Here is a 21,407-nt window from a genome sequence, read left to right as displayed (position 1 = left end):
AAATTCCTGATCAAAAACCTTTTGAAGAAATAAGGGCCACCTCTGAATAGAAGCGGCCCTTATCAATATTATAAATTAAGGCTCTAGGATTTTCTTAATTCTCTCCAAAGCATCTTCCAAGTGCAATTTGCTCACCCTATCAGAGGACCTTGGGATAGCAGCTGTTATCTGTCTCTGCAAAGTTCTCAATTCTCCTCTTGCCATAGGTCTGATATCAGACTGGGAAGCATTGATTTGAGGGCCTACACGGTTACGGAACTGTGCAGGAATTTGTGGTTCATTTCCAGTCAACAAGAGCTCTAATCTTTCGATATGGGCCCTTTGCAAACTCCTTCTATGTACATCAATTTTTCTACCAGCAGATAATTCAGACCAGATGCCAGATCTTAAGTCATCAAACAACTCCACCATGGAATAGGCTTTATTGCCATTCAATGCTTCGTTTTCGATCATTCTTCCAAGACGGCCCCATTCAAGGATACCGTTCAAAGTGGCTACCTGTACCCCTCTGATTCTTTCCAGGGCACCAAAATCACCTACTCTTTGGATAATCTGATCATCCATCAACCAAGTCGGAGTCGCAAACAATTCTTTGTTCAAGAACTGAACCGCACGTTTTTGGGTAGATTTATCTACATGGACATAGACGGCATCGCCCTGACCAGCAGATTTATAGTACTCATACACACCACCCACATTGGTTCTGACATGGCCCATATATCTGTTGTACTGACCGATTACCTGTCCGTACATTTCTTCCAGGTCACTGTAGTCCTTGAAAGGTTTATCCGCTTCAGCTGTCCATTCCATCAAGTTAGGAAGGATTACTTTCAGGTTTCTAATACCATAATCAGAAGCTTTCATGGCATCATCTCCCAAGTCTTCGCTTTGCGTACTTGGATCGTAACTGTTGCCCTGACGGCCAAATCTATAAACAGGATCACCTGCTTTGGCCAAGATCCACTGATCCAAGATTGGCTGCTCATCTTCAGGAGTTTTCGCTTCCAAAATCGGCTTATATCCCCACATGATAGAATATTTATCATAAGGACCCACATTTGGCATAAGGCTGATGTCCTTGTCGCCTGGCTGGGCTACATAGTTAAATCTCGCATAGTCCATGATAGACGGTGCTGTGCTGAATTCTTTGGTGAAGGTAGCAGATCGTAAGGAATCCACCGGATAGGCATGTGAAGAACCAAAGTTGTGCGGCAAGCCTAATGTATGGCCTACTTCATGGGCAGACACAAACCTGATCAATCTTCCCATTACCTCTTCTCTGAATTTGACGCCTCTTGCCTCTGGATTCACAGCAGCAGTCTGGATAAAGAACCAGTTTCTCAACAAGTTCATTACATTATGATACCAACCGATATCTGATTCGATGATCTCTCCCGAACGTGGATCAGATACGTGTGGGCCATATGCATTTTGAATATCAGAAGCGAAGTACCTGATCACAGAATATCTGGCATCTTCAGGGCTCCAATCTGGATCTTCCTCAGAGGTAGGTGCATCTTTTGCCATAATGGCATTTTTGAAACCCGCTTCTTCGAAAGCAGCATTCCAATCTTCAACACCTTGCTTCAGATATGGCCTCCACTTTTCAGGAGTAGCAGGATCAATATAGAACACAATAGGTTTCTTAGGCTCAACCAATTCACCTCTTTTGTATTTTTCGTAATCTTCTTCTTTTACTTCCAATCTCCATCTGTCCAGAAAGGTTCTGGTTGTCGCTTTTTGCTCATCCAAACCAAAATCCACAACAGATCTGCTGAACCAGCCTACTCTTCTGTCAGATAGACGCTGCATCATAGGCTCTTTTGGCAAAAGCACCATAGAAGAGTTCATCTCCACGGTGATCAGTCCTGTACTGCCATTTGATGGTGGTTCAGTTGCAGCATAAGTCATGACATATCTTGCCTCAATGTTCATTGGATAAGTGCTGATACGCTCGATATAGGAACGCTCATTGTCCAAACGGGTCACCTTATACTGTGTCCTTCTGTTTCTAGGCAGACCTATGGCCTGAACATCTTTGCTGAACAGGTCAGTGACTTCAATCACTACACCTTTGTCATCCTTGGCTTTGGCTTTTACATCAAACTTTTGAAGGATAGGCTCTAAATTCGAACTTTTTACAGCAGTGAAAATCGGCAATGAATCAGCGGCAGTATTGCTATAAGAAACTACTTTCAACAATACGTTATCACCGTTTTTGTCCCATCTTACTAGTAGGGTATTGGTTCTCTCCCCTCCATAGCCAATACCATCAGCTGTTTTGGCAATGGTGGTCACCATTAACATTTCCCTTCCGATGAGGGAATCAGGTATTTCGTAAAAATACTTGCCATCGATCTCATGAACTGAAAATAAACCCTCTTTGGATTTGGCCTTAGCGGTGATCACTTCAGAATATGGTTTGATGCCATTTCTTGGCGCTTGAGGCCTAGGTGGCGGAGTTGCCTGAGCAGCAGCTGCAGGTTGGTTTTTGGAGTCTTTTTTCTTCTTCTTTTGGGCAAAAGCATCTTCTCCGACGAAGACCATCCCCAACATCAGAAGAAACATTAACCCGCTTTTTAATTTCATTTGGGTAAACTTCTTCATATTATTATTAGTTGACTAAATAATTAACCTTTCAAAATAACTTGTTCAGGCAGGTATTTCTTAAATTCAGGTGTACATATTTGATAAACGGTAGATCTTCCCAATAAAAGGCAAACTATTACATGGATCAACAAGACATCATAATTATTGGAGGAGGATTAGCCGGATTGATCGCGGCCCATCAATTGGCGAAGAAAGGAAGAAATGTCTTACTGATCGAAAAGAAAAAATACCCCTTCCACCGGGTATGTGGTGAATATGTATCCAATGAGGTTAAGGATTTTTTGCTCAGAGAAGGGCTCTATCCCCAGTCAATAACTCCAGCCAACATTACACATTTTCAATTGAGTTCCATCAAAGGCAACTCTGCCCACATGCCATTGGATCTAGGAGGTTTTGGGATCAGCAGGTATGCCTTGGACGAATTCCTATATCAGAAAGCATTGGAAGCGGGTGCATCTTTTTTGCTTGAGCAACAGGTCGAAGAAGTAGTCTACAAAGGCCAAGAGGATAATTTTATGCTCCAACTCAGGGATGGCCGTCAATTATATGCCAAATATGTCCTTGGTGCTTTTGGCAAACGTTCCAAAATAGATAAAGCCCTAAATCGCGATTTCACCCAACGCCGATCCCCTTACATTGGTGTCAAATACCATATTCTGAGTGATTTTGATCCCAATACGGTGGCACTCCACAACTTTGAAGGCGGATACTGCGGTATCAATAGAATAGAAGAAGAAAAGTATAATCTCTGCTATCTTGGATCGAAGGACCAACTTCGCCAATATGGCAATATCCCCGACATGGAAGAAGCCGTACTTTTCCAAAACCCACATTTAAAGCAGATTTTCCAGAACAGCACATTTTTGTTTGACAAACCTGAGGTCATCAATGAGGTGAGTTTTTCGCCCAAAAAGCCTGTCGAAAACCATATCCTGATGATCGGAGATGCTGCCGGACTGATCACTCCCCTTTGTGGTAACGGGATGGCCATTGCGATCCATACCGGTAAACTTGCCGCTGAAGCTTTGACCAAATCTTCTCAACGTGCGGCCATAGAATCTGCCTACAGCCAATCCTGGACACAGCACTTTCAGAGCCGTCTTTGGATCGGCAGAAAGGTTCAATGGCTCTTCGGTTCGAAAAAAGTATCTGAATTTTCAGTTGGGTTAATAAAAAACTCTAGTTTTTTGGCCAAGGAAATAATGAAAAGAACGCACGGGAAAGTTTTTTGAATGGTTTGGGTGGTTTTGAAGTTGGAACTTAATGGAGCTGTAAAGAAAAAGATGATTTGCAGGGTTATTTATTGGATTTTTCAAACGGAAATATCTTCATTGACTACAAAGCCATAACCCATCAGGTTATAGCTGTCCGATTATTTTAAAATACCTGCAAAATCTGGGTGTTTTCAAGAAAATACCAAACAAAGAAAACATTCAAGGCAATGGCTGAAATCCTGTTCATCCACATGGTCCAAGAATAATTGGTGTATTTCTCCTGATCCTTTCTTACAAAATTAAACCAGATCAGAAAAAACAAAATCACTGGAAGCATGGCGGCAAGAAAACCATAAAATGCGCTCTCTTGATTTCTACTGAGGAAAAACCAGCTGAAACATATTCCTGTAAGCAAAAACCAAAGGGCTGAAAAGTAAAATGTTCCTTTTTTCCCTAATTTGAGACTCAGAGTAATATCGCCTCTTTTGGCGTCCTCTTCATGTTGGTAAACTTGGGTCAAAGGATAGGAACCCCAAAGCATCAGACTGGTCAATAACCCGGGAATAAGTACATGTGATTTGGAAAAAACATCCCATCCAAAGTCACTCAAACCCGCATATGCCATACAAAAGGTGAAACATCCCTGAAAAAACCCTGCCACTTTCCAACTAATATAAGGATACCTTTTCAAGCGGATTGATGGATGACTATAGGCCATAGACACGAGGCTATATACCAGCAACATGCTACTGAATTGCCAATTGATCATCAGGCCAAGGCACAAAGAAACGACAAAAAATAGTAAAGACAGATAATATAAGCCTTTGGTGACTTTGGGTGGATTCCTCAACCCACCAATACTTTTTTCATCCTTATCAAAATAACTATTGTATCCATTACTGGAGGGATAAAGAAAAAGATGGAGCGCCACAAAGACCAAAAGAAGCCTTTCTGGCTGATGGTTAGGGGTAAATGCCAGTGCAAAAAAGAATACAGGCATCAGGTAAAATGAGAATGGAATCCTCAAATGCTTCCAATTGGACAACTTTAACATATTCAGCTTTTATTTTTTAACTTTTAGGAGAAACAGATGTTTAACCTTCAGTATCCAAGTTAGAAAAAATAAACTTATCTTAAGTTGATGAACAACCATATCGTGAGTATCGGTACTGCAAATCCTGGCGACCCAATTCCACAGGCCACCATCGGTGAGTTTATGAAAATTGCCCATGGTTTGGATCACACAGAAGCCCGAAAACTCAATTTTGTTTATAAACAATCCGGTATCAGCCAACGCTTCAGTGTGTTGGAAGACTTCAAATATGACAATCCGGAGTTTTTTGAATTTTTCCCGAAAAATAAGGCCTTACATCCTTTTCCGGAAACCTCAAAAAGGATGCAGGCATTTAGGGATAATGCCTTTGGTATTGCGAGGCAGGCAATCATCTCCTGTCTTCAAAAGGGAATGACTTATCCTATAGAAATTACCCACTTGATCTTGGTATCCTGCACAGGCATGTTTGCTCCTGGTTTAGAAACCCAGATCATCCATGAGATGGGTCTCAAGCCAGAAATAGAGCGCTATGCCATCCACTTCATGGGTTGCTATGCCGCTTTTAATGGGCTCAAACTTGCTGACAAAATATGCTCGTCTACGCCTAATGCCAAGGTCCTGATTCTATCCGTGGAACTCTGTACCCTGCATTTCCAAAAAGAATATACGGAGGACAATCTCCTTGCCAACGCCATTTTCGGGGACGGCGCTGCTGCGGCATTGGTCACCAAATCCAAATCAGGACTTGGAATTAAAAAATACAGTTCAAAACTTTTCAACCATGGAGAAGAGAACATGGCCTGGTCTATTGGAGATTTTGGGTTTGAAATGAAGCTGAGCAAATATGTTCCAGATTTGCTCCATTCAGGGTTATTGGAGATTGAGTCACATTTACAAGAGCTTTACAATCTGTCAGAAATCCGAAATTTTGCCATCCATCCAGGGGGTAAGCAGATTTTGCAAAAAGTGGAGAATGCTTTCGGGGTGCATTCCTCACAAAATTGGGCTTCCCATGAAGTATTGTATGATTTTGGAAACATGTCTTCGGCAAGCATCCTATTTGTGCTGGAAAAATGGATGGACAGTAAAGAAAAAGATGGCGATATCCTGGCTATGGGTTTTGGTCCGGGACTCACCTTAGAGACCATGTTATTGACAAAATGATGGGGAAATTTTCAAGCAGAAGCATCCAAAAAGAAATCATGGACGACCTTGAGGTGGATGGTGCTGTCCTTACCCAAACACTCAAAGAACTCAAAACCATCAACCGTTTGTTGGGAGGAAATCAGGTGACTACTGCCGCTCTCCAAACCCTCTTCAGTCAAAACCCGAAAGCATCCTATACTATCGCAGATATAGGCTGTGGAGGAGGAGATATGATCAGGGTTATGGCCAATTGGGCCAGATCCCAAAACATTCAATGTCATTTTATCGGAGTCGATGCCAATCCTCATACCATTGATCGCGCAAAAGCCAACTTGGCTGATCTTCAAAATGTATCTTTTTTGACAAAAAATGTCTTAGAAGCAGACTTTTTATCCCAACCCGTGGATATCATCACCTGTACCTTATTTACCCATCATTTTACAGATTCGGAACTAATTCAGCTTTTTTCCTCTTTTAATACTAAGGCTAACCTTGCTCTGGTCATTAACGACCTGCACAGGCATCCGCTGGCATTTTACAGTATCAAGCTGTTGACTTTCTTTTTTTCCAAATCTAAAATGGTTAAAAATGACGGGCCCTTATCCGTTTTAAGGAGTTTCAGAAAAAAAGAAATCCAAGAGTTGCTGATCGCTTCCGGCCTGAATAATTTTGAAGTTTCCTGGCAATGGGCTTTCAGATGGAAAGTCATTGCCTACACATGATCATAATTTTCAGAATCTTTATTTAACACTAAACAAAATTTTCATGGAGTACGATTTAAGTATAGACAATTTAGCTGTAGTAAAAGAAAAGGCAATAGACTTGGCCTTTCAGTTTGGTCCTGCACTTTTCAAGGCCCTTGTACTACTTCTAGTAGGTCGATATGTTATCCGCTTACTTTTGAAGGTAATGACAAAAGCTTTGGACAAGTATGAAATCGACCCTTCTTTGGCTACATTTTTCAAAAGTTTTCTGAGTGCCATCTTATGGGTATTGTTGCTGATTAGTGTAGCGACCACTCTTGGAATGGAAATGACCTCTTTTGTGGCCATTCTGGGTGCAGCAGGTTTGGCAGTTGGCTTGGCTTTACAGGGATCATTGGCCAACTTTGCTGGAGGGGTTTTGATTTTAGTATTCAAGCCTTTCCGAGTAGGGGATACTGTAGAGGCCCAGGGAACTTTAGGTTCTGTAGAAAGCATAGACATCCTATACACCAAAGTCAGAAATTTTGACAACAAGGTAGTCACCATTCCCAATGGGGCATTGGCAAATAATTCTATCGTTAATTATTCCCTAAAACCGACCAGAAGGGTTGAAATGGCTGTTGGCGTGGCCTATGGTACAGATCTCAAAAAAACGAGACAAGTGATTTTGGATACCCTCAAAAAAGATGAAAGGATTCATGAAGATCCAGCTCCTGTGGTTTACTTTACCAATTTCGGAGACAGCTCTCTTGACTTGACGATCCGTTGTTGGGCAGATGTAGCAGACCTATGGCCTGTCTATTGGGACAACATGGAAGCCATCAAGGAAGCCTTTGAAGCACATGACATTGAGGTTCCATTTCCTCAAAGAGACGTGCATCACTACTATCCTGAAGGAAAAAAATAAAATAAAAAGGGGGCTGATTGATCAATCAGCCCCCTTTTTATTTTCTTCTTCCTTTTCTGTACCAGCTTTTCGTCTACTTTTTTTCTTAGCATCTGACGCACAACCGATATTTTTGGTCAGATCTACATCCTCTGGAATTCCACCGAAGCCGTCACTGAAGTCCCAGTCTTCAGCAAATTCTTCTTCATCCTCTTGTTGATGTCCATTGCTCATCTCTAATTGACAATTTCAGCGTCCAACAAGATAAAATTCAACTCTTCAATATCTTCTTCATTGAGCTTAAGCTTTCCTTTGATGGTGATGATATCATCTGTGTTAATCCTTTTACCCGGTTTTTTCTTCAAATATCCCACAACGATACTTTCAGGTCCTGCCCCTCCGCAGAAAAAGCACTCCGCCATCGGAAATTTAGAAATCACAGCCAGATTACTGTCATTGATATCCAAAGGAATATAAAATCCGGAAATAGTCACTTCCTTACCTTCGTATTCTTTTAACTCCTCAGGAAATTTTGGGTATAAAAAGTACATTCCAAATTCCCTGTTCAGCTTTTCTATAAATCTGGTTTTGGAAAACAGTGCCCACATGTCAGGAGCAGGCTGTGAAAAAGCACTTCCCAAAATTACGACCGCAATGCAAGCTATTAATATTTTTTTCATCCTCATGATCAAACAAACTTGTGTATTTGCATTCAATTCAAAGCAACATCATATCCTTAATTAAGTTCAAAATTAAGGCATTATTCCCAATGACAACATATTTGACAATTCAATTTTATCAGTCAAACTTTTTTCTTTCCCTATCTTTAAGCCATGAAAATCCCAAGCCATGCGGATAACCTCACAGAAGTTATCAAATCAACGCAGCAAAAAGCATTCTTATTTTCTCTTTTCAGGTTATTCCTGTTTTTATTGTTGGGAGCCACCTTAATTGTTGGGTTATCTGACAATAGGTTATTATTACTCCTACTGCTTCCCGGCAGTGTAATTTTTGTGTGGTTGATCAAGCGCTTTAATGAATACAATGATCAGGTAGCTTTTCTGAAAGAACTGCAGCAAATGAATGTTGAAAGGAAAAAAAGAGCTGACCGAAACTTGGAGCAATTTGATCCAGGGACAGAATTTATTGACAAAAGCCACCCTTTCTGCAACGATCTGGATCTTTTCGGACCACATTCTTTATTCCAGCTTATCAACCATACCGTATCCAGATCGGGAAGAAGCTTACTTGCCCAAAAAATCAAATCACAGATCAGTCCTGATATACAGGGGGAAAAAATTACTGCCATAGATGAACTCAGCACCAAAAATGATTTCAACCGTAATTTTGAAGCCATTGGCAGGGCTTTTATCAAAGACGAAAAAAACAAACAACAATTTTACCACTGGTTGGAAAATCCTGAAAAATGGAAGCCTTTATATACTGTTTTGTTGGTCATTGGGCCTTTGGGAGGGTTTTCGGTACTGATAGCTGTTTTGTTCGGTATAATCCATGTCTCCTGGATTGGACTTTGGATTCTTTTGGGTATGGTGACCCTCTCCATGCTGTTCAAACCCCTCCAACAGGCCACACTCATTTGGCCAAATCAGGGAGATGTGAAAACTTTCCGTCTCTGGTCAGAACTTTTGGAGAAAGAGACTTTCCAGAGCAAGTTCCTGCAATTGCATCATCGACCATTTCAAGAAGGTCAATTGACCAAAGGGTTTAAATCCCTGGAGCAAACTTCATTTTTGGTCCAAAACAGGCTGAATTTGGTCTACCTTATATTCAACCTTATTTTCTGGTTGGATTTCCCTCTCATGTGGAAATTGAAGAACTGGAAAAATCAATTCGGTGACCAACTCTCCCATATAGAATCCCTACTGGATGAATGGCAGTTGCTGGTTTCTTTGGCTTCATTTTCAAAAGAGGAAAATCTAACAGGTCAAGTAAACTGGGCTGAAGACACAGTGATTCAGGCATCTAATCTAACCCATCCGCTTTTATCTCCATCCATAGCCGTAGGCAATGATTTTGAACTGGATCAAAATACCAAAACCATTTTATTGACCGGCGCCAATATGTCTGGTAAAACCACCTTCATGCGTGCTCTTGGGGTAAACTTGGTCCTGATCAATTTGGGGCTTCGCCCATTTGCTTCCACTATGAGCTGTGGTCCTTTTAAACTTTATACCAGCATGAGAAATACGGATAATCTGGGAGAAAGCGTCAGTTCATTCTATGCTGAACTTGCCCGTATCCGACAAATTCTTCAGGCTTCCGAAAAGGGTGAAAATGTCTTCTTCCTCATGGATGAAATCTTGAAAGGGACCAATACGACTGACCGGATTATGGGGAGTGAGGCCCTGATCAGACAGTTGGCTGCGACACTGGCCAAAGGCATCATTTCAACACATGATATTGAATTGAGCCAATTGGAAAACCAATATGCATACTTACAAAACAGGAGTTTCCACAGTGAGATTGATGACCGGGAAATCCGGTTTGATTACAAGCTAAAAGAAGGCCCTTGTCCGAGTTTCAATGCCCACAAACTGATGGAGCTGATGGGGATTAAATTCCAGTAAAACCTTAGTTTGGCACGGTGATTGTTTTATTTGTCTAGAAACCAATTGTTTAACTTTAACCACTAATGCCATGAGTTCATTATTGTATTTGATCGCCATCATTCTGATTATCGGCTGGATCTTTGGATTCTTTGTATATAGCGTAGGAGGTTTGATCCACATCTTACTTGTTCTCGCTGTTGTATCGGTCTTATTAAGACTTATCGGAGGACGGGCAGTTTAGCCAAATTACATAATAAAGAAAACCCTTTCACGAGGGTTTTTTTGATATATGCGGCAGTAGTTTCCTGAAGCTGTATTTTTATCTTATTTTTGCGGCAATCAATTCCTTCCCCTGTGCAAAAAAACTATCAGCAAAAGACATTAGGTATTTTGGGAGGCGGACAGCTAGGACGCATGGTCATCCAATCCGCCATCAATTACAATATTGATATCCACATCTTGGATCCTGATGCCAATGCCCCATGCAAATCTATCTGTCAAAAGTTTATACATGGCAAACTCACTGATTTTGATACCGTGTACAACTTTGGTCAGGAGTGCGACATCATCACCATTGAGATAGAAAATGTCAATACAGATGCCTTAGAGAAGCTTGCTTCTGAAGGTAAAGAGGTCTATCCTCAGCCAAGTCTTATCAGATTGATTCAGGACAAGAGGGTTCAAAAGCAATTTTATCAGGAAAAAGGCATCCCTACTGCTGAATTTATACTGACTGAAAATAAGGATGAAGTGATGCTGAATGCGGCCTTCCTACCTGCTGTCAATAAACTTGGCAAAGAAGGGTATGATGGAAGAGGAGTACAGGTTTTGAAAAATGCTGATGACCTTGAAAAAGCATTTGATGCCCCGGGACTATTGGAGAAGTTGATAGATTTTGACAAAGAAATATCTGTCATAGTCGCTAAAAATAAGAGGGGAGAGGTGATCGCCTATCCATCTGTGGAATGTGCTTTTCATCCCACTGCCAATTTGGTAGAATTCCTTTTTGCCCCTGCAGAAATAAGCCCTGAGATTGAAGCAAAAGCTCAGGAAATTGCCTTAAAAGTTATCCATGAATTGGATTTAGTCGGTATTTTGGCTGTAGAAATGTTTGTCACCAAAGAAGGGAACATCCTAGTCAATGAAATCGCACCTAGGCCCCATAACAGTGGTCATCATACCATAGAAGCTAATATGATTTCTCAGTTTGAGCAACATTTGCGTGCAGTACTTGACATGCCTTTGGGAAATACTGAGTTGCGAACGCCGGCGGCGATGGTCAACCTTTTGGGAGAAGATGGTTTTGTAGGTGAAGCGTATGTAGAAGGATTGGATGAAGCCATGGCCCAAAAAGGCGTCTATGTTCACCTTTACGGCAAAAAATTAACCAAACCATTCCGAAAAATGGGCCATGTGACCATTTTGGATAATGATATTGAAACGCTCAAGAAAAGAGCCATGGAAATCAAATCCCTCATCAAAATTAAAGCATAGACCAATGAGTGTACATGTAGGAATCATCATGGGCAGCAAATCTGATTTGCCTATTATGGCTGAAGCAGCCTTAGCTTTAGAAGAACTTGGTGTCAACTATGAGCTTACTGTGGTTTCGGCCCATAGGACTCCTGACAGGATGGTAGACTACGCCCAAACTGCAAGAGAAAGAGGTATCAAGGTCATCATTGCTGGTGCAGGTGGCGCAGCCCATCTCCCTGGAATGGTCGCTTCCATGACTTCTCTACCGGTCATTGGCGTACCCATTAAATCTTCCAATTCCATCGATGGGTGGGATAGTGTCCTGTCCATTTTACAAATGCCAGGTGGAATCCCTGTTGCCACAGTAGCACTCAACGGTGCAAAAAATGCCGGGATCCTAGCTGCTTCTATTGTTGGGGCTTTTGATGCTACTATAGGAAATAACCTGGATGCCTATAAAAAAAGCCTCAAAGAAAAAGTTGAAGAATCCGCCAAAGAAATTGAAACATTTGGCTGGAGAAAGGCGTTAGAAAAATAGACATTGATTGAGAGTTTACTAGATTGATTGGTGAGCGGGTAAAATTACCCGCTTTCTTTTTTTATTTTAGTACCAAATTGCTGCTTATGGATCTCAAAAAAAACGTCAAATTCAAAATCGGTTCGGAAGACTGGGAAATGCCATTGGGCGTATTGCTGATGTTAATTGCGGTAGCACTGATTCTGATGATTTTGGGAGCTTATCTGGGTTTTACCTTTGGCGAAAGGCAGTTTAGCTCCAGTTCCTTGCCAACCTTAGAAAGTATAGTAGCCAAAACTGCTGAACATTTCGCAGGTAATATTCAAGCTTAGCGCAAAGGGTAAAAAAAAATCGGTTTGTAAAAATTTTATATCAAAATTCCACAAACCGATATGCTAAATTTTGTGCCTTTTTAAAATGGCAAGATATCATCAGCGTTATCATCTGAGAATGAGCTGACATCCGGTATGGCATTGGAACTAGACATCGCTGGGTTATTTTTAGGGGTAGCACCTGCTTTCTCCATTTTCCAGGCTTTCACATCCGTATACCAACGGCCATTATATTCCCTACTTTCTACATCGATAGAAGCATTGACTTCATCACCAACTTTTACACCGAAGAGGTCAATATTGTCTCCCCATACGGTAATGCATACTTTTTTTGGATAAGTAGCTTGGGTCTCCAAAATAAACTCCTGCTTTCTCCACTGACCATTTTTGCCGTTTCCGTTTACTTCCGGCATGATTTGAATGATTCTTCCGCTTATTTCCATATTACTTGATTTCTGAAAAACGAAGGTAATAAATCTGCAAAAGAAAGCCTTCATTTCCTGTATAAACTCTACTGAAAAATAAAATGCACGGTTTTTGATGAATTTTTTTTCATCCGTCATATCATAATTTTATTTTTTCTCGTTAAGAAATTGTAGCTTCTTCCGAAAGAAAACTTCCTCAGACTTTTTTTATCCAAACTTTATTTCATTTTAAACACAGAAAAATGCAATAACCCTCTTTTTTTCATTTTTTTACAAAATACTGTTTCAAAAAAAATCAATAAATTTTTGCAAGTATGTACCTGAATCGATACTTTTGATTGAGTAGGAAAATATTGTTTCACATTAATCATATACTATGGCCTAAACCTCTACGTTATTTTAAAAGTCAATTTGTATGAGCAAAAGGGTTAGTCCTAAAGACTCTGAACTGATTACCCAGTACAGAAGCGGAAATGAGTCCGCATTTGAAAGTTTGGTCGATAAATATAAATCAAGGGTTTATACGACCATCTATCTGATTGTCAAAGACCATGGAGTGGCTGAGGATCTACTTCAGGACGTATTTGTCAAAGTCGTCCATACTTTGAATGCAGATGGATATAACGAAGAGGGAAAATTTCAACCTTGGTTGATGCGGATTGCGCACAACTTGGCCATTGATCACTTCAGAAAATGCAAACGCTATCCTACCATTGTGATGGAGGATGGTGAGAGTTTATTTAATACGTTGAGGTTTGCCGAAGAAACCATTGAAGACCATCAGGTCAAAGAAGACACCTTGGATTTGGTACGTAAGCTGATCGATGAATTACCTGAATCACAGAAACAGGTACTCATCATGCGTCATTACATGGATTTGAGTTTTCAGGAAATAGCCGATCAGACCGGTGTAAGCATCAACACTGCCCTGGGCAGGATGCGCTATGCCTTGATCAATATGAGAAAAAAAATGAAACAATTAAACGTTGCCTATGACAAAACCTTTTACCCCAAATGACCTGCTTAGATATATCTATCAGGAAATGAGTGAGGGTGAGCATGAGAAGTTAGTGCAGGCCTTGCGCGAAGATGGTTCTTTGATGCAAGATTACTTGGAAATGCTGAGCACTATCGACCAATTGGACGAACTTATGCTTGAACCTTCTGAAAAAGTAGTAAAGGGCATTCTTAAGAAAGCCAAATCTACCGGACTCGAAAAAATAAAGTCGTTTTAGACTTACGGTGAACCTGAAAGTTAAGCTTTCAGGTTTTTTTATAACTGCTCACTGATAAATCTTTCAATCTGCGCAATCATATCACGGTAAGTGGCGTCTGTAAAACCATGACCCTGACCGGGATAATACTCTCTGTAAAAAGGAACTCCAAATGCTTTCAATGTATCTTCCAGCAAATAGCTCTGTGCTATCGGGACCACATTGTCCGCATCACCATGAAAAAAAGTAGTGGGAACGGATTGACTATTTACATAATTGACAGGAGAAGCATCCAGATATTGTTGTCGGTTGGATTGAGGGCTTCCAATTATCTGCCTCATCAGAAGATCAATCACAGGATTGACAGCACCTACCGTCAATAATTCAGTGGGAGGAAAGACTGCCGCCGCCACTTTCACCAAACCGTCCTCATTATGTTTATAACTGTGCAACAAAGCCAAGTGACCGCCAGCACTGCCCCCCGATAAAACTACCTGCTCAGAGACTTGCCATTCACTTAATTTTGATTTGATAAAGTTCATGGCCCTGATGATGTCTTCTTCCTGAGCTGGAAATTTATCTATGCCCCTGAACGCATCAAACAAACGGTAATTTAATGATACATAAGCATAATTTTCCTGAACGGCTTCGAACCAGGGTTTGAAATTTACAAACTCCCCTTTATCGCCATCTACCCAGGCACCACCATGAATCCAAATCAGTAAGCGGGTATTTTCCATGCTGCGGTTTTCGGGAAGAAATACATCCATCTTGTGACGGGGATGGTCACCATAGGAAAGATCAATTATTTCCTTCGCTTGCAATACATCCAGTTGCGGTTCCTCTTCTTTCTGACATGCTGAAAAAAAGATCAACAATACCAAAAATAAAACAGAAAAAAACTTACTGATATCCCTGAGCATCAATTCATTATTTTTATTGAAGTTAACGATTATCGGCTAAACTTATTGCAAAACTGAATTATCACTTCCTTTTAACAAGGAGAACATGTAATTTTCAACTCAGACACCTGATACCATTATGCTCAAAAAAGAAAGATACGCCGCCTTTATAGATTACTTTTCGAATCACATGCCAGTAGCTGAAACGGAGTTGGCTTATGAAAACCCCTTTCAGCTTCTTGTAGCCGTGGTACTTTCAGCACAGTGCACCGATAAGAGGGTCAATTTGTCCACTCCGGCCCTTTTCAGAGACTTTCCTACGCCTGAACACCTGGCTGCTTCCAATTTTGAAGAATTGTTCCCCTATATCAAATCCATCTCCTATCCTAATAACAAAACCAAACATCTTTTAGGTTTGGGAAAAAAGTTAGTGGAAGAATTTAACAGTGAAATTCCTTCTACAGTGGACGACCTGATCAAACTTCCCGGAGTAGGCCGCAAGACTGCCAATGTCATCACTTCGGTGGTCTGGAACCAGCCGAATATGGCGGTGGACACCCATGTTTTCAGGGTATCCAAAAGACTGGGATTGGTCACCCAAAATGCCAAAACTCCATTGGAAGTTGAAAAACAACTGATCAAAAACATTCCCAAACAACATATCCATATTGCCCATCATTGGCTGATTCTCCATGGGCGCTATGTCTGTCTGGCAAGAAGCCCAAAATGTCAGGAATGTCAAATTACCCATTTTTGCAGGTACTTTGAAAAAAATAAAGATCAAATCCTGAACAACGCAGAAAGCAAGACCAAACCCAAGGCGTAACATGTGTGGGATCAATGTCATTTTAGGCAAAACCAACAAAAAAGCCCAGCACGACATTGAGGCCATGATGCGCTCAACAGCGCACCGTGGCCCGGATTATTCAGCGTGGAACCAAGTTGGCGCTTCGCTTTTTATGGCTGGTAACAGGCTGAAGATCCTAGACATGAGTGAGGCTTCTAACCAACCGCTTTGGAACCAAGAGAAAAATGCTGTATTGGTATGGAATGGAGCCCTATATAATTATCAAGACTTGAGGAATTCACTCTTACACCTGGGTTACTTCTTTGAAACCAACTCAGACTCCGAAGTCCTGTTACATTGGTTGAAGCACTATGGTAAAAATGGCTTAAAGGATCTAAAAGGCATGTTTGCCCTGGCTTTTGCCGATCTGGATAAACAAGAGCTGCTTATAGCCAGAGATCCCTCTGGAGAAAAACCGCTTTATTTTGCCGAACATAAAAACAATTGGTACTTCTCCTCAGAAGCCAGGGCAATCAAAGAGATTACAGGTTCCCGAATTGACATCAGTCAGTTTATGCCTTATTTCTATGTAAGGCACCCTTTCCCCAAAGGAAGTTTATTTGCAGACATCAGTCAAGTTTTAGCAGGTCAGGCCATGTTGTTGGACTTTGATGGGAAGAAGAAAGAATGTTGGGACTTGGGAAAACAGCATCTTCCAATGGGAAAATTTGATCCCAACAGATTAGAAGAAGTGCTAAAAGATGCGGTCCTGAAAAACTTTCATACCGAAAGACCTTTGGGGGTGATGCTCAGCGGAGGTGCAGACAGCAGTCTGATTTATGCCCTTTGGTATGAGGAGACTGGTCAGGCACTTCCCACATACACCATCACCTTTGACCACAAGTATCAAAAAAATTACTGCGACCCCAACTTTGCCAATAAATTCAATAAACACTACCCCTCTTTTCACCAAGAGGTAAAGATTGACCTTACAAAAGTTAAGGAAAATTGGCCTGCTTTTATCCAGTCTTTGGATCAACCAATAGGGGACAGTGCCGGTTTTTTGACCTGGATGCTTGCCAAGGAAGCTTCTACGGCTGTCAAAGTGCTGATTTCAGGTGCTGGTGCAGATGAATTATTCGGAGGCTATAACCGACATCAAGCGTTTTTGCAATATTTGAAGCATCCAAATTTCTGGGAGAATATAAAGAAACTTGGTATCCATCAAGCCTTCCCTGCCTCTCTAAAAAAAATGATCGGTAGCATAGGAGAAACCCAACAGGAAACTTTCATACAAATGTCTGCCTTACAGCAGATTCCAAGCCATTACCTACCTCTTTTTACAGCCCTATATCCAAGTTCAGGAAATCCAATGAAAGATGCACTGGAATGGGACCGTGTATTCTATCTGGTCAACGACATCCTGAAAATTCATGACAACGCCTGTATGGCCCACGGCATTGAAGGGCGCTCTCCATACTTGGACCAAGAACTGATCTCTATCAGTTTAGGTCTAAGCGAAACCCAACATAGGGAACAAATTGGAAAGAAATGGATAAAAGAAGCCCTACAGAAAAGAAACCTAGGGTTTATCTCCAATAGAAAAAAACTGGGGTTCGGGCTACCTCTAAGAGAATGGATGGCCAACAAGGAATTCCAGGAATGGGTGTGCCCAGCTATTAAGCAGCTGGAAAAAGACTGGGGCCAACATTTTCCAGATGAAATGCGTACCTTAGCCAAAGCGCCGGACAAAGCAAAAGGAAGGGAATTTCTTCAGGTTTGGAACCTATTCCTACTTGCCTCATGGCTGGAGCAATACGGAAAATGAGAATCATCTACATACACCAATATTTTTTGACCCCACAGGAAGGAGGAGCCACAAGATCCTATTACCTCGCCAAAGGTTTGGTAGAAAAAGGTATTGAGGTAGAAATGATCACTGCCCACAATAAATCTTATTATGACCTCAAAATCATTGATGGTATCAAAGTGCACTACCTTCCGGTAGCTTATGATCAGAATTTTGGTTTTTTAAGAAGAATTTGGGCTTTTTATACATTTGTAAGACAAGCTAAAAACTGGATCAAGAAAATCCCCCGGCCGGACTTTTTATATATTACTTCCACACCATTAAGCACAGGAATCATCGGCCCATGGGCAAAGAGGCGATTTGCTATCCCGTACATCTTCGAAGTAAGAGATCTTTGGCCTGATGCCCCCATTCAGGTTGGGGCCATCCGTAATCCCTTGCTCATCAAGCTGCTGTACGGACTTGAGCAGAATATTTACCGACATGCCCTGAAAATCGTCGCCTTATCTCCTGGAATAGCTGCCAACATCAGGAAAAAAAATCCTGATAAAGAAATTCACATCATCCCAAATTTTGCTGACACAGATGTCTTCTATCCTGCTGATAAAGACTCAAAATTTCTGGAAAAATCAGGCCTGAAAAATACCTTTACCATAGCCTATGCAGGAGCCATAGGACGGGTAAATGCCGTGGAAGAAATCCTGGAACTTGCCAAATTGGCTCAAGAAAAAGGCAAGGATTATCAATTTGTCGTCATGGGCAAAGGCTCCCATTTACCGCAACTCCTACAAACTGCCCGTTCTTATGGACTGAAAAACTTCCATCACTTTCCTTTTGGATCAAAACTTGAGGTAGCCAAAATCCTGAATGCTGCAGATATGGCCTTTATCTCTTTTGATCACCTTCCAGTACTAAAGACCAACAGTCCGAATAAGTTTTTTGATGCATTGGCAGCAGGTAAAGCAATTTTGGTTAACCACAAAGGTTGGGTGTACGAACTGGTAAAACACCAACATCTTGGAATCTACTTCAACCCCAAAAAAACAACTGAAACATTAGAAAAAATTGAAAAGCTGGCTTTGAATAAATCAGAACTAGCTCTTATGCAATCCAATGCAAGGGTACTTTCTGAAAAATATTTTTCTAAAGAAAAGGCCCTGAACCTTTTATTGATCGTATTAAACCCCAAATCCAAAGAGGGTGGATCTATCGACGGGGTTTATACCCTGAGCGCCTGAATATTTTTTCAGTATCTGCCTCCAACATCAGTTCAGGAAGACTCAATTGGTTATTGAAACGATAATCATCCACAATATTCCAACCTAACCACCTACCAATTCTTCCAGGGGCATCGGGGCTGATCTCATCAGTAGTTGGCGCCTCACCGATGTACTTTCTTATTTCAAATGGATTGGTTATAAACAGCAGGTCATTTTCGACAAAATAAGACCAAATAAATTCCTCATTGTCGAAACATGCGGATACTTCTTCAGGACTATAACCTATAATGAGACCATCAGGTGTACAGGGAAGCATACTTTTGGTAAAATGATAGGATTTTCCATAATAAATCATCTCCGCCAAAAGCGTATTTTGGCTCATATTGGTTTGATTAAACTGGGCAGAAATAGCCATAACCACCATTGGCACAATATATTCTTCCTGGTACCTTTTGGTCATGTATTGAGGCAGATCAGGTGGCTGAAAACGATGCTCAAAAGGCAAATAATAATCCAATCCTATTACCAAAATATCCTTGTCGATATAGATATCTGAACCAAAACCGGTTACAAAGGTGTAAACCTTCGGAATTTTAAATTCAGGAAAATAATATTTGATGTGCTTAAACGCAGTGATCAACTCCTCTTCTAATTTCGATATATCTTGGTAATGATTCTTGACTTCCGCGTATAAATCCATCATCAGCGTATCCTTATTGGCCAGCAGAAGCTCCTCAGCAAAGACTTCTTTTGATTCATATAAGTCAAACTGTAAAAAATTATCGGCAAACTCAGGGAATTCTTCCAATAAGGCCAAAAACTCTTCCTTACTCTTCGCTTGGTAAAACTTGTCTTCTAACCTTTCAATCTTCAAATCCACATTGACCGCTAAAATCTCGGGATCAAGGAGACAATCCTGTGTTTCTTTTTTACAGGAAAAGAAAATCAGAAAGACAGATAAAAAGGATAAACTTACTATTCTTCTAGAATGCATGGTGTTCAACAACATAGGACCAAAGCTACAAATAAACAACATAACAACTGAAATCGGAATCTCTTTTGACTTAGTAATGTGCTCTAAACCTTTCAATACCAAAATGCGCAGTAAAAAAAATCAACTTATATACTGATTTGAGCAGGAAATCACCTTACTGTTCCCTTTCATTCAATTTAATCTTGTTGGAATTTACGCTTTACAACAGCCACGTTTCCAAGACTTTTATTTGTCAAAAACCTTCTCCAAAAAAAATATCATGGATTCTAAGACGGTAAACAACTTTAGTGTTCAGATTTTTCATTTACAATTAATGGTTATTCATACACGAATAATAAATTTTTGTAATTTTTTCAATATAAAAATGGAATTTTTTTAAACCATACAAACACAATCGAGTTTATGTCTTTGTAATGACTTTCACTAAACCAACATTAATTATGAAAAAGAAAAGTATTTTCAACTCTATTTTAACATATCCTTTAATGGGGATTATTTTCGCTTTTGGTTTGTCATCTTGCAATGATGACGATGACGTGCCACCTGTAGCAAACCCTAATATCGTTGAAGTTGCTTCTGCAGCTAATGACTTCTCAACTTTGGTAGCAGCAGTAGATGCAGCAGGATTGGTTCCGACCCTTTCCGGTGCAGGTCCATTCACAGTTTTTGCCCCTACCAACGATGCTTTTGGAAGATTCCTTTCTGACAATAACCTATCAGCAAGTGATCTTTTGGCTTCTGAAGGTTTGGGTTCAGTATTAACCTACCATGTTGTTGGAGCTTCTGTACCATCTTCATCAGTAAGCGCCGGTAGGGTTGTTACTGTAGAAGGTTCTCCGTTCTTTGTAAGCCAAGCGCCAGATAATAGTCTTTGGATCAATGGTAACACTAGAATTGTGAACACAGATATTACTGCTTCAAATGGTATCATCCATGCATTGGATTATGTCATTACGCCTCCAACTCAAAGTATTGCAGAGATTGCAATTGCTGCTACACAAGGTGACGAACCTCAATTTACCCAATTGGTGGCTGCATTGGTAAGAGCTGATTTGGCTGGAGCTGTTTCCGGTGGTTTTGATGATGACCTTACTGTCTTTGCACCAACTGATGCGGCTTTTGAAGCACTTTATGATGCATTGGGTGTAAATGGCATTGATGATATTCCTTTGGAAACTTTGACCGACGTATTGTTATACCACGTAGTACCTGTAAGAGCCTTCTCTCAGGATTTGAGAAATGGCGCGGAGCTTCCTACCTTATTAGATGGAGCAACCTTATCTGTTAATTTAGGAGCATTGCAGATCAATGAATCAAATTTAGTGGAGTCTTTACTGAACATTCATGCTACTAATGGTGTGATCCACGTGATTGATACAGTGTTATTGCCTGAATAATTGTGTTTGGGGTTTTATTATCCCTGGGGGTGTCCGAAAAGTCGAGACACCCTTTTTTTATTGTTGATCTTCTCTAAAATTATTATTTTAGAGTTGAACAAAATACAACAATGTCTAAGGTAGTTTTTAAAAATCAGACTGGCAATTGT

General features: G+C 40.7%; 22 protein-coding genes. 15 read left to right on the top strand and 7 right to left on the bottom strand.

Annotated elements, in window-relative coordinates:
* Positions 1 to 75: 75 nt before the first annotated feature.
* Entirely contained in the window at positions 76 to 2,607 is a 2,532-nt protein-coding gene (locus ACFFIP_RS07545; protein WP_382386990.1) for a zinc-dependent metalloprotease, read from the bottom strand.
* Positions 2,608 to 2,729: 122 nt separating this feature from the next.
* Between ACFFIP_RS07545 and ACFFIP_RS07540 the strand changes: the two genes are divergently transcribed.
* On the top strand, positions 2,730 to 3,842 hold the full coding sequence (locus ACFFIP_RS07540) for an NAD(P)/FAD-dependent oxidoreductase (RefSeq protein WP_382386989.1): 1,113 nt from the start codon (positions 2,730 to 2,732) through the stop codon (positions 3,840 to 3,842).
* A gap of 145 nt (positions 3,843 to 3,987) precedes the next feature.
* Here ACFFIP_RS07540 and ACFFIP_RS07535 read toward each other — a convergent pair whose 3' ends face one another.
* Entirely contained in the window at positions 3,988 to 4,878 is an 891-nt protein-coding gene (locus ACFFIP_RS07535) for a UbiA family prenyltransferase (protein WP_382386988.1), read from the bottom strand.
* Positions 4,879 to 4,965: 87 nt separating this feature from the next.
* Here ACFFIP_RS07535 and ACFFIP_RS07530 point away from each other — a divergent pair, with 87 nt between their 5' ends.
* Genes ACFFIP_RS07530 through ACFFIP_RS07520 form a run of 3 tightly spaced genes read left to right on the top strand, consistent with a single transcriptional unit; the run spans position 4,966 to position 7,635 of the window.
* Positions 4,966 to 6,042, top strand: a complete 1,077-nt coding sequence (locus ACFFIP_RS07530) for a type III polyketide synthase (protein WP_382386987.1) — start codon at positions 4,966 to 4,968, stop codon at positions 6,040 to 6,042.
* Positions 6,043 to 6,080: 38 nt separating this feature from the next.
* Positions 6,081 to 6,746 (top strand): methyltransferase domain-containing protein, encoded by a 666-nt coding sequence (locus tag ACFFIP_RS07525; protein ID WP_382386985.1) that lies wholly within the window; start codon positions 6,081 to 6,083, stop codon positions 6,744 to 6,746.
* Between the two features lie 43 nt (positions 6,747 to 6,789).
* Complete coding sequence (locus ACFFIP_RS07520; RefSeq protein ID WP_382386984.1) at positions 6,790 to 7,635, top strand: mechanosensitive ion channel family protein; 846 nt, start codon at positions 6,790 to 6,792, stop codon at positions 7,633 to 7,635.
* A 21-nt stretch (positions 7,636 to 7,656) separates the two neighbouring features.
* Here ACFFIP_RS07520 and ACFFIP_RS07515 read toward each other — a convergent pair whose 3' ends face one another.
* Together ACFFIP_RS07515 and ACFFIP_RS07510 are read right to left on the bottom strand one after the other, a co-directional pair.
* A complete protein-coding gene (locus tag ACFFIP_RS07515) occupies positions 7,657 to 7,848 on the bottom strand; it encodes a hypothetical protein (RefSeq protein WP_382386983.1) in 192 nt (63 codons plus the stop codon).
* 2 nt (positions 7,849 to 7,850) lie between these two features.
* Positions 7,851 to 8,294 carry a hypothetical protein gene (locus ACFFIP_RS07510; protein WP_382386982.1) on the bottom strand — a complete coding sequence of 148 codons (444 nt, stop codon included), beginning with the start codon at positions 8,292 to 8,294 and terminating at the stop codon, positions 7,851 to 7,853.
* A 153-nt stretch (positions 8,295 to 8,447) separates the two neighbouring features.
* Between ACFFIP_RS07510 and ACFFIP_RS07505 the strand changes: the two genes are divergently transcribed.
* From ACFFIP_RS07505 to ACFFIP_RS07485, 5 genes are all read left to right on the top strand, one after another.
* Positions 8,448 to 10,202, top strand: a complete 1,755-nt coding sequence (locus tag ACFFIP_RS07505) for a MutS-related protein (RefSeq protein ID WP_382386981.1) — start codon at positions 8,448 to 8,450, stop codon at positions 10,200 to 10,202.
* 70 nt (positions 10,203 to 10,272) lie between these two features.
* Entirely contained in the window at positions 10,273 to 10,425 is a 153-nt protein-coding gene (locus ACFFIP_RS07500) for a lmo0937 family membrane protein (RefSeq protein WP_382386980.1), read from the top strand.
* Positions 10,426 to 10,538: 113 nt separating this feature from the next.
* Positions 10,539 to 11,678 carry a 5-(carboxyamino)imidazole ribonucleotide synthase gene (locus tag ACFFIP_RS07495; RefSeq protein WP_382386979.1) on the top strand — a complete coding sequence of 380 codons (1,140 nt, stop codon included), beginning with the start codon at positions 10,539 to 10,541 and terminating at the stop codon, positions 11,676 to 11,678.
* Positions 11,679 to 11,682: 4 nt separating this feature from the next.
* Positions 11,683 to 12,198, top strand: coding sequence for a 5-(carboxyamino)imidazole ribonucleotide mutase (gene purE, locus ACFFIP_RS07490; RefSeq protein ID WP_382386978.1), 516 nt, complete (start codon positions 11,683 to 11,685; stop codon positions 12,196 to 12,198).
* A gap of 86 nt (positions 12,199 to 12,284) precedes the next feature.
* Positions 12,285 to 12,509, top strand: coding sequence for a hypothetical protein (locus ACFFIP_RS07485; RefSeq protein ID WP_382386977.1), 225 nt, complete (start codon positions 12,285 to 12,287; stop codon positions 12,507 to 12,509).
* Positions 12,510 to 12,589: 80 nt separating this feature from the next.
* Here ACFFIP_RS07485 and ACFFIP_RS07480 read toward each other — a convergent pair whose 3' ends face one another.
* Positions 12,590 to 13,072 carry a DUF3127 domain-containing protein gene (locus ACFFIP_RS07480; RefSeq protein ID WP_382386976.1) on the bottom strand — a complete coding sequence of 161 codons (483 nt, stop codon included), beginning with the start codon at positions 13,070 to 13,072 and terminating at the stop codon, positions 12,590 to 12,592.
* A gap of 277 nt (positions 13,073 to 13,349) precedes the next feature.
* On the opposite strand from ACFFIP_RS07480, the gene ACFFIP_RS07475 reads away from it, so the two are divergent.
* Positions 13,350 to 13,952, top strand: a complete 603-nt coding sequence (locus ACFFIP_RS07475; RefSeq protein WP_382386974.1) for an RNA polymerase sigma factor — start codon at positions 13,350 to 13,352, stop codon at positions 13,950 to 13,952.
* Positions 13,927 to 14,169, top strand: coding sequence for a hypothetical protein (locus tag ACFFIP_RS07470; RefSeq protein ID WP_382386973.1), 243 nt, complete (start codon positions 13,927 to 13,929; stop codon positions 14,167 to 14,169). The genes ACFFIP_RS07475 and ACFFIP_RS07470 overlap by 26 nt, the downstream gene beginning before the upstream one ends.
* 38 nt (positions 14,170 to 14,207) lie before the next feature.
* Here the strand turns inward: ACFFIP_RS07470 and ACFFIP_RS07465 are convergent, their stop codons facing one another.
* Positions 14,208 to 15,071 (bottom strand): prolyl oligopeptidase family serine peptidase, encoded by an 864-nt coding sequence (locus ACFFIP_RS07465; RefSeq protein WP_382386972.1) that lies wholly within the window; start codon positions 15,069 to 15,071, stop codon positions 14,208 to 14,210.
* Positions 15,072 to 15,189: 118 nt separating this feature from the next.
* On the opposite strand from ACFFIP_RS07465, the gene nth reads away from it, so the two are divergent.
* Genes nth through ACFFIP_RS07450 form a run of 3 tightly spaced genes read left to right on the top strand, consistent with a single transcriptional unit; the run spans position 15,190 to position 18,885 of the window.
* On the top strand, positions 15,190 to 15,876 hold the full coding sequence (gene nth, locus ACFFIP_RS07460; RefSeq protein ID WP_382386971.1) for an endonuclease III: 687 nt from the start codon (positions 15,190 to 15,192) through the stop codon (positions 15,874 to 15,876).
* A 1-nt stretch (position 15,877) separates the two neighbouring features.
* Positions 15,878 to 17,665, top strand: a complete 1,788-nt coding sequence (asnB, locus tag ACFFIP_RS07455; protein WP_382386970.1) for an asparagine synthase (glutamine-hydrolyzing) — start codon at positions 15,878 to 15,880, stop codon at positions 17,663 to 17,665.
* On the top strand, positions 17,662 to 18,885 hold the full coding sequence (locus ACFFIP_RS07450) for a glycosyltransferase family 4 protein (RefSeq protein WP_382386968.1): 1,224 nt from the start codon (positions 17,662 to 17,664) through the stop codon (positions 18,883 to 18,885). Before asnB ends, ACFFIP_RS07450 begins: the two co-directional genes overlap by 4 nt.
* Here ACFFIP_RS07450 and gldB read toward each other — a convergent pair.
* Positions 18,854 to 19,861, bottom strand: a complete 1,008-nt coding sequence (gene gldB / locus ACFFIP_RS07445) for a gliding motility lipoprotein GldB (RefSeq protein ID WP_382386967.1) — start codon at positions 19,859 to 19,861, stop codon at positions 18,854 to 18,856. The genes ACFFIP_RS07450 and gldB overlap by 32 nt on opposite strands.
* Positions 19,862 to 20,301: 440 nt before the next feature.
* Between gldB and ACFFIP_RS07440 the strand changes: the two genes are divergently transcribed.
* Positions 20,302 to 21,258: a fasciclin domain-containing protein gene (locus ACFFIP_RS07440; RefSeq protein WP_382386966.1), complete on the top strand. Its 957-nt coding sequence runs from the start codon at positions 20,302 to 20,304 to the stop codon at positions 21,256 to 21,258.
* The last annotated feature ends 149 nt before the right edge of the window (positions 21,259 to 21,407 follow it).

The organism is Fontibacter flavus, from assembly GCF_042432905.1.
In the GTDB taxonomy this organism is placed as follows: domain Bacteria; phylum Bacteroidota; class Bacteroidia; order Cytophagales; family Cyclobacteriaceae; genus Fontibacter; species Fontibacter flavus.
This window is presented reverse-complemented; position numbering and strand designations above follow the sequence as displayed.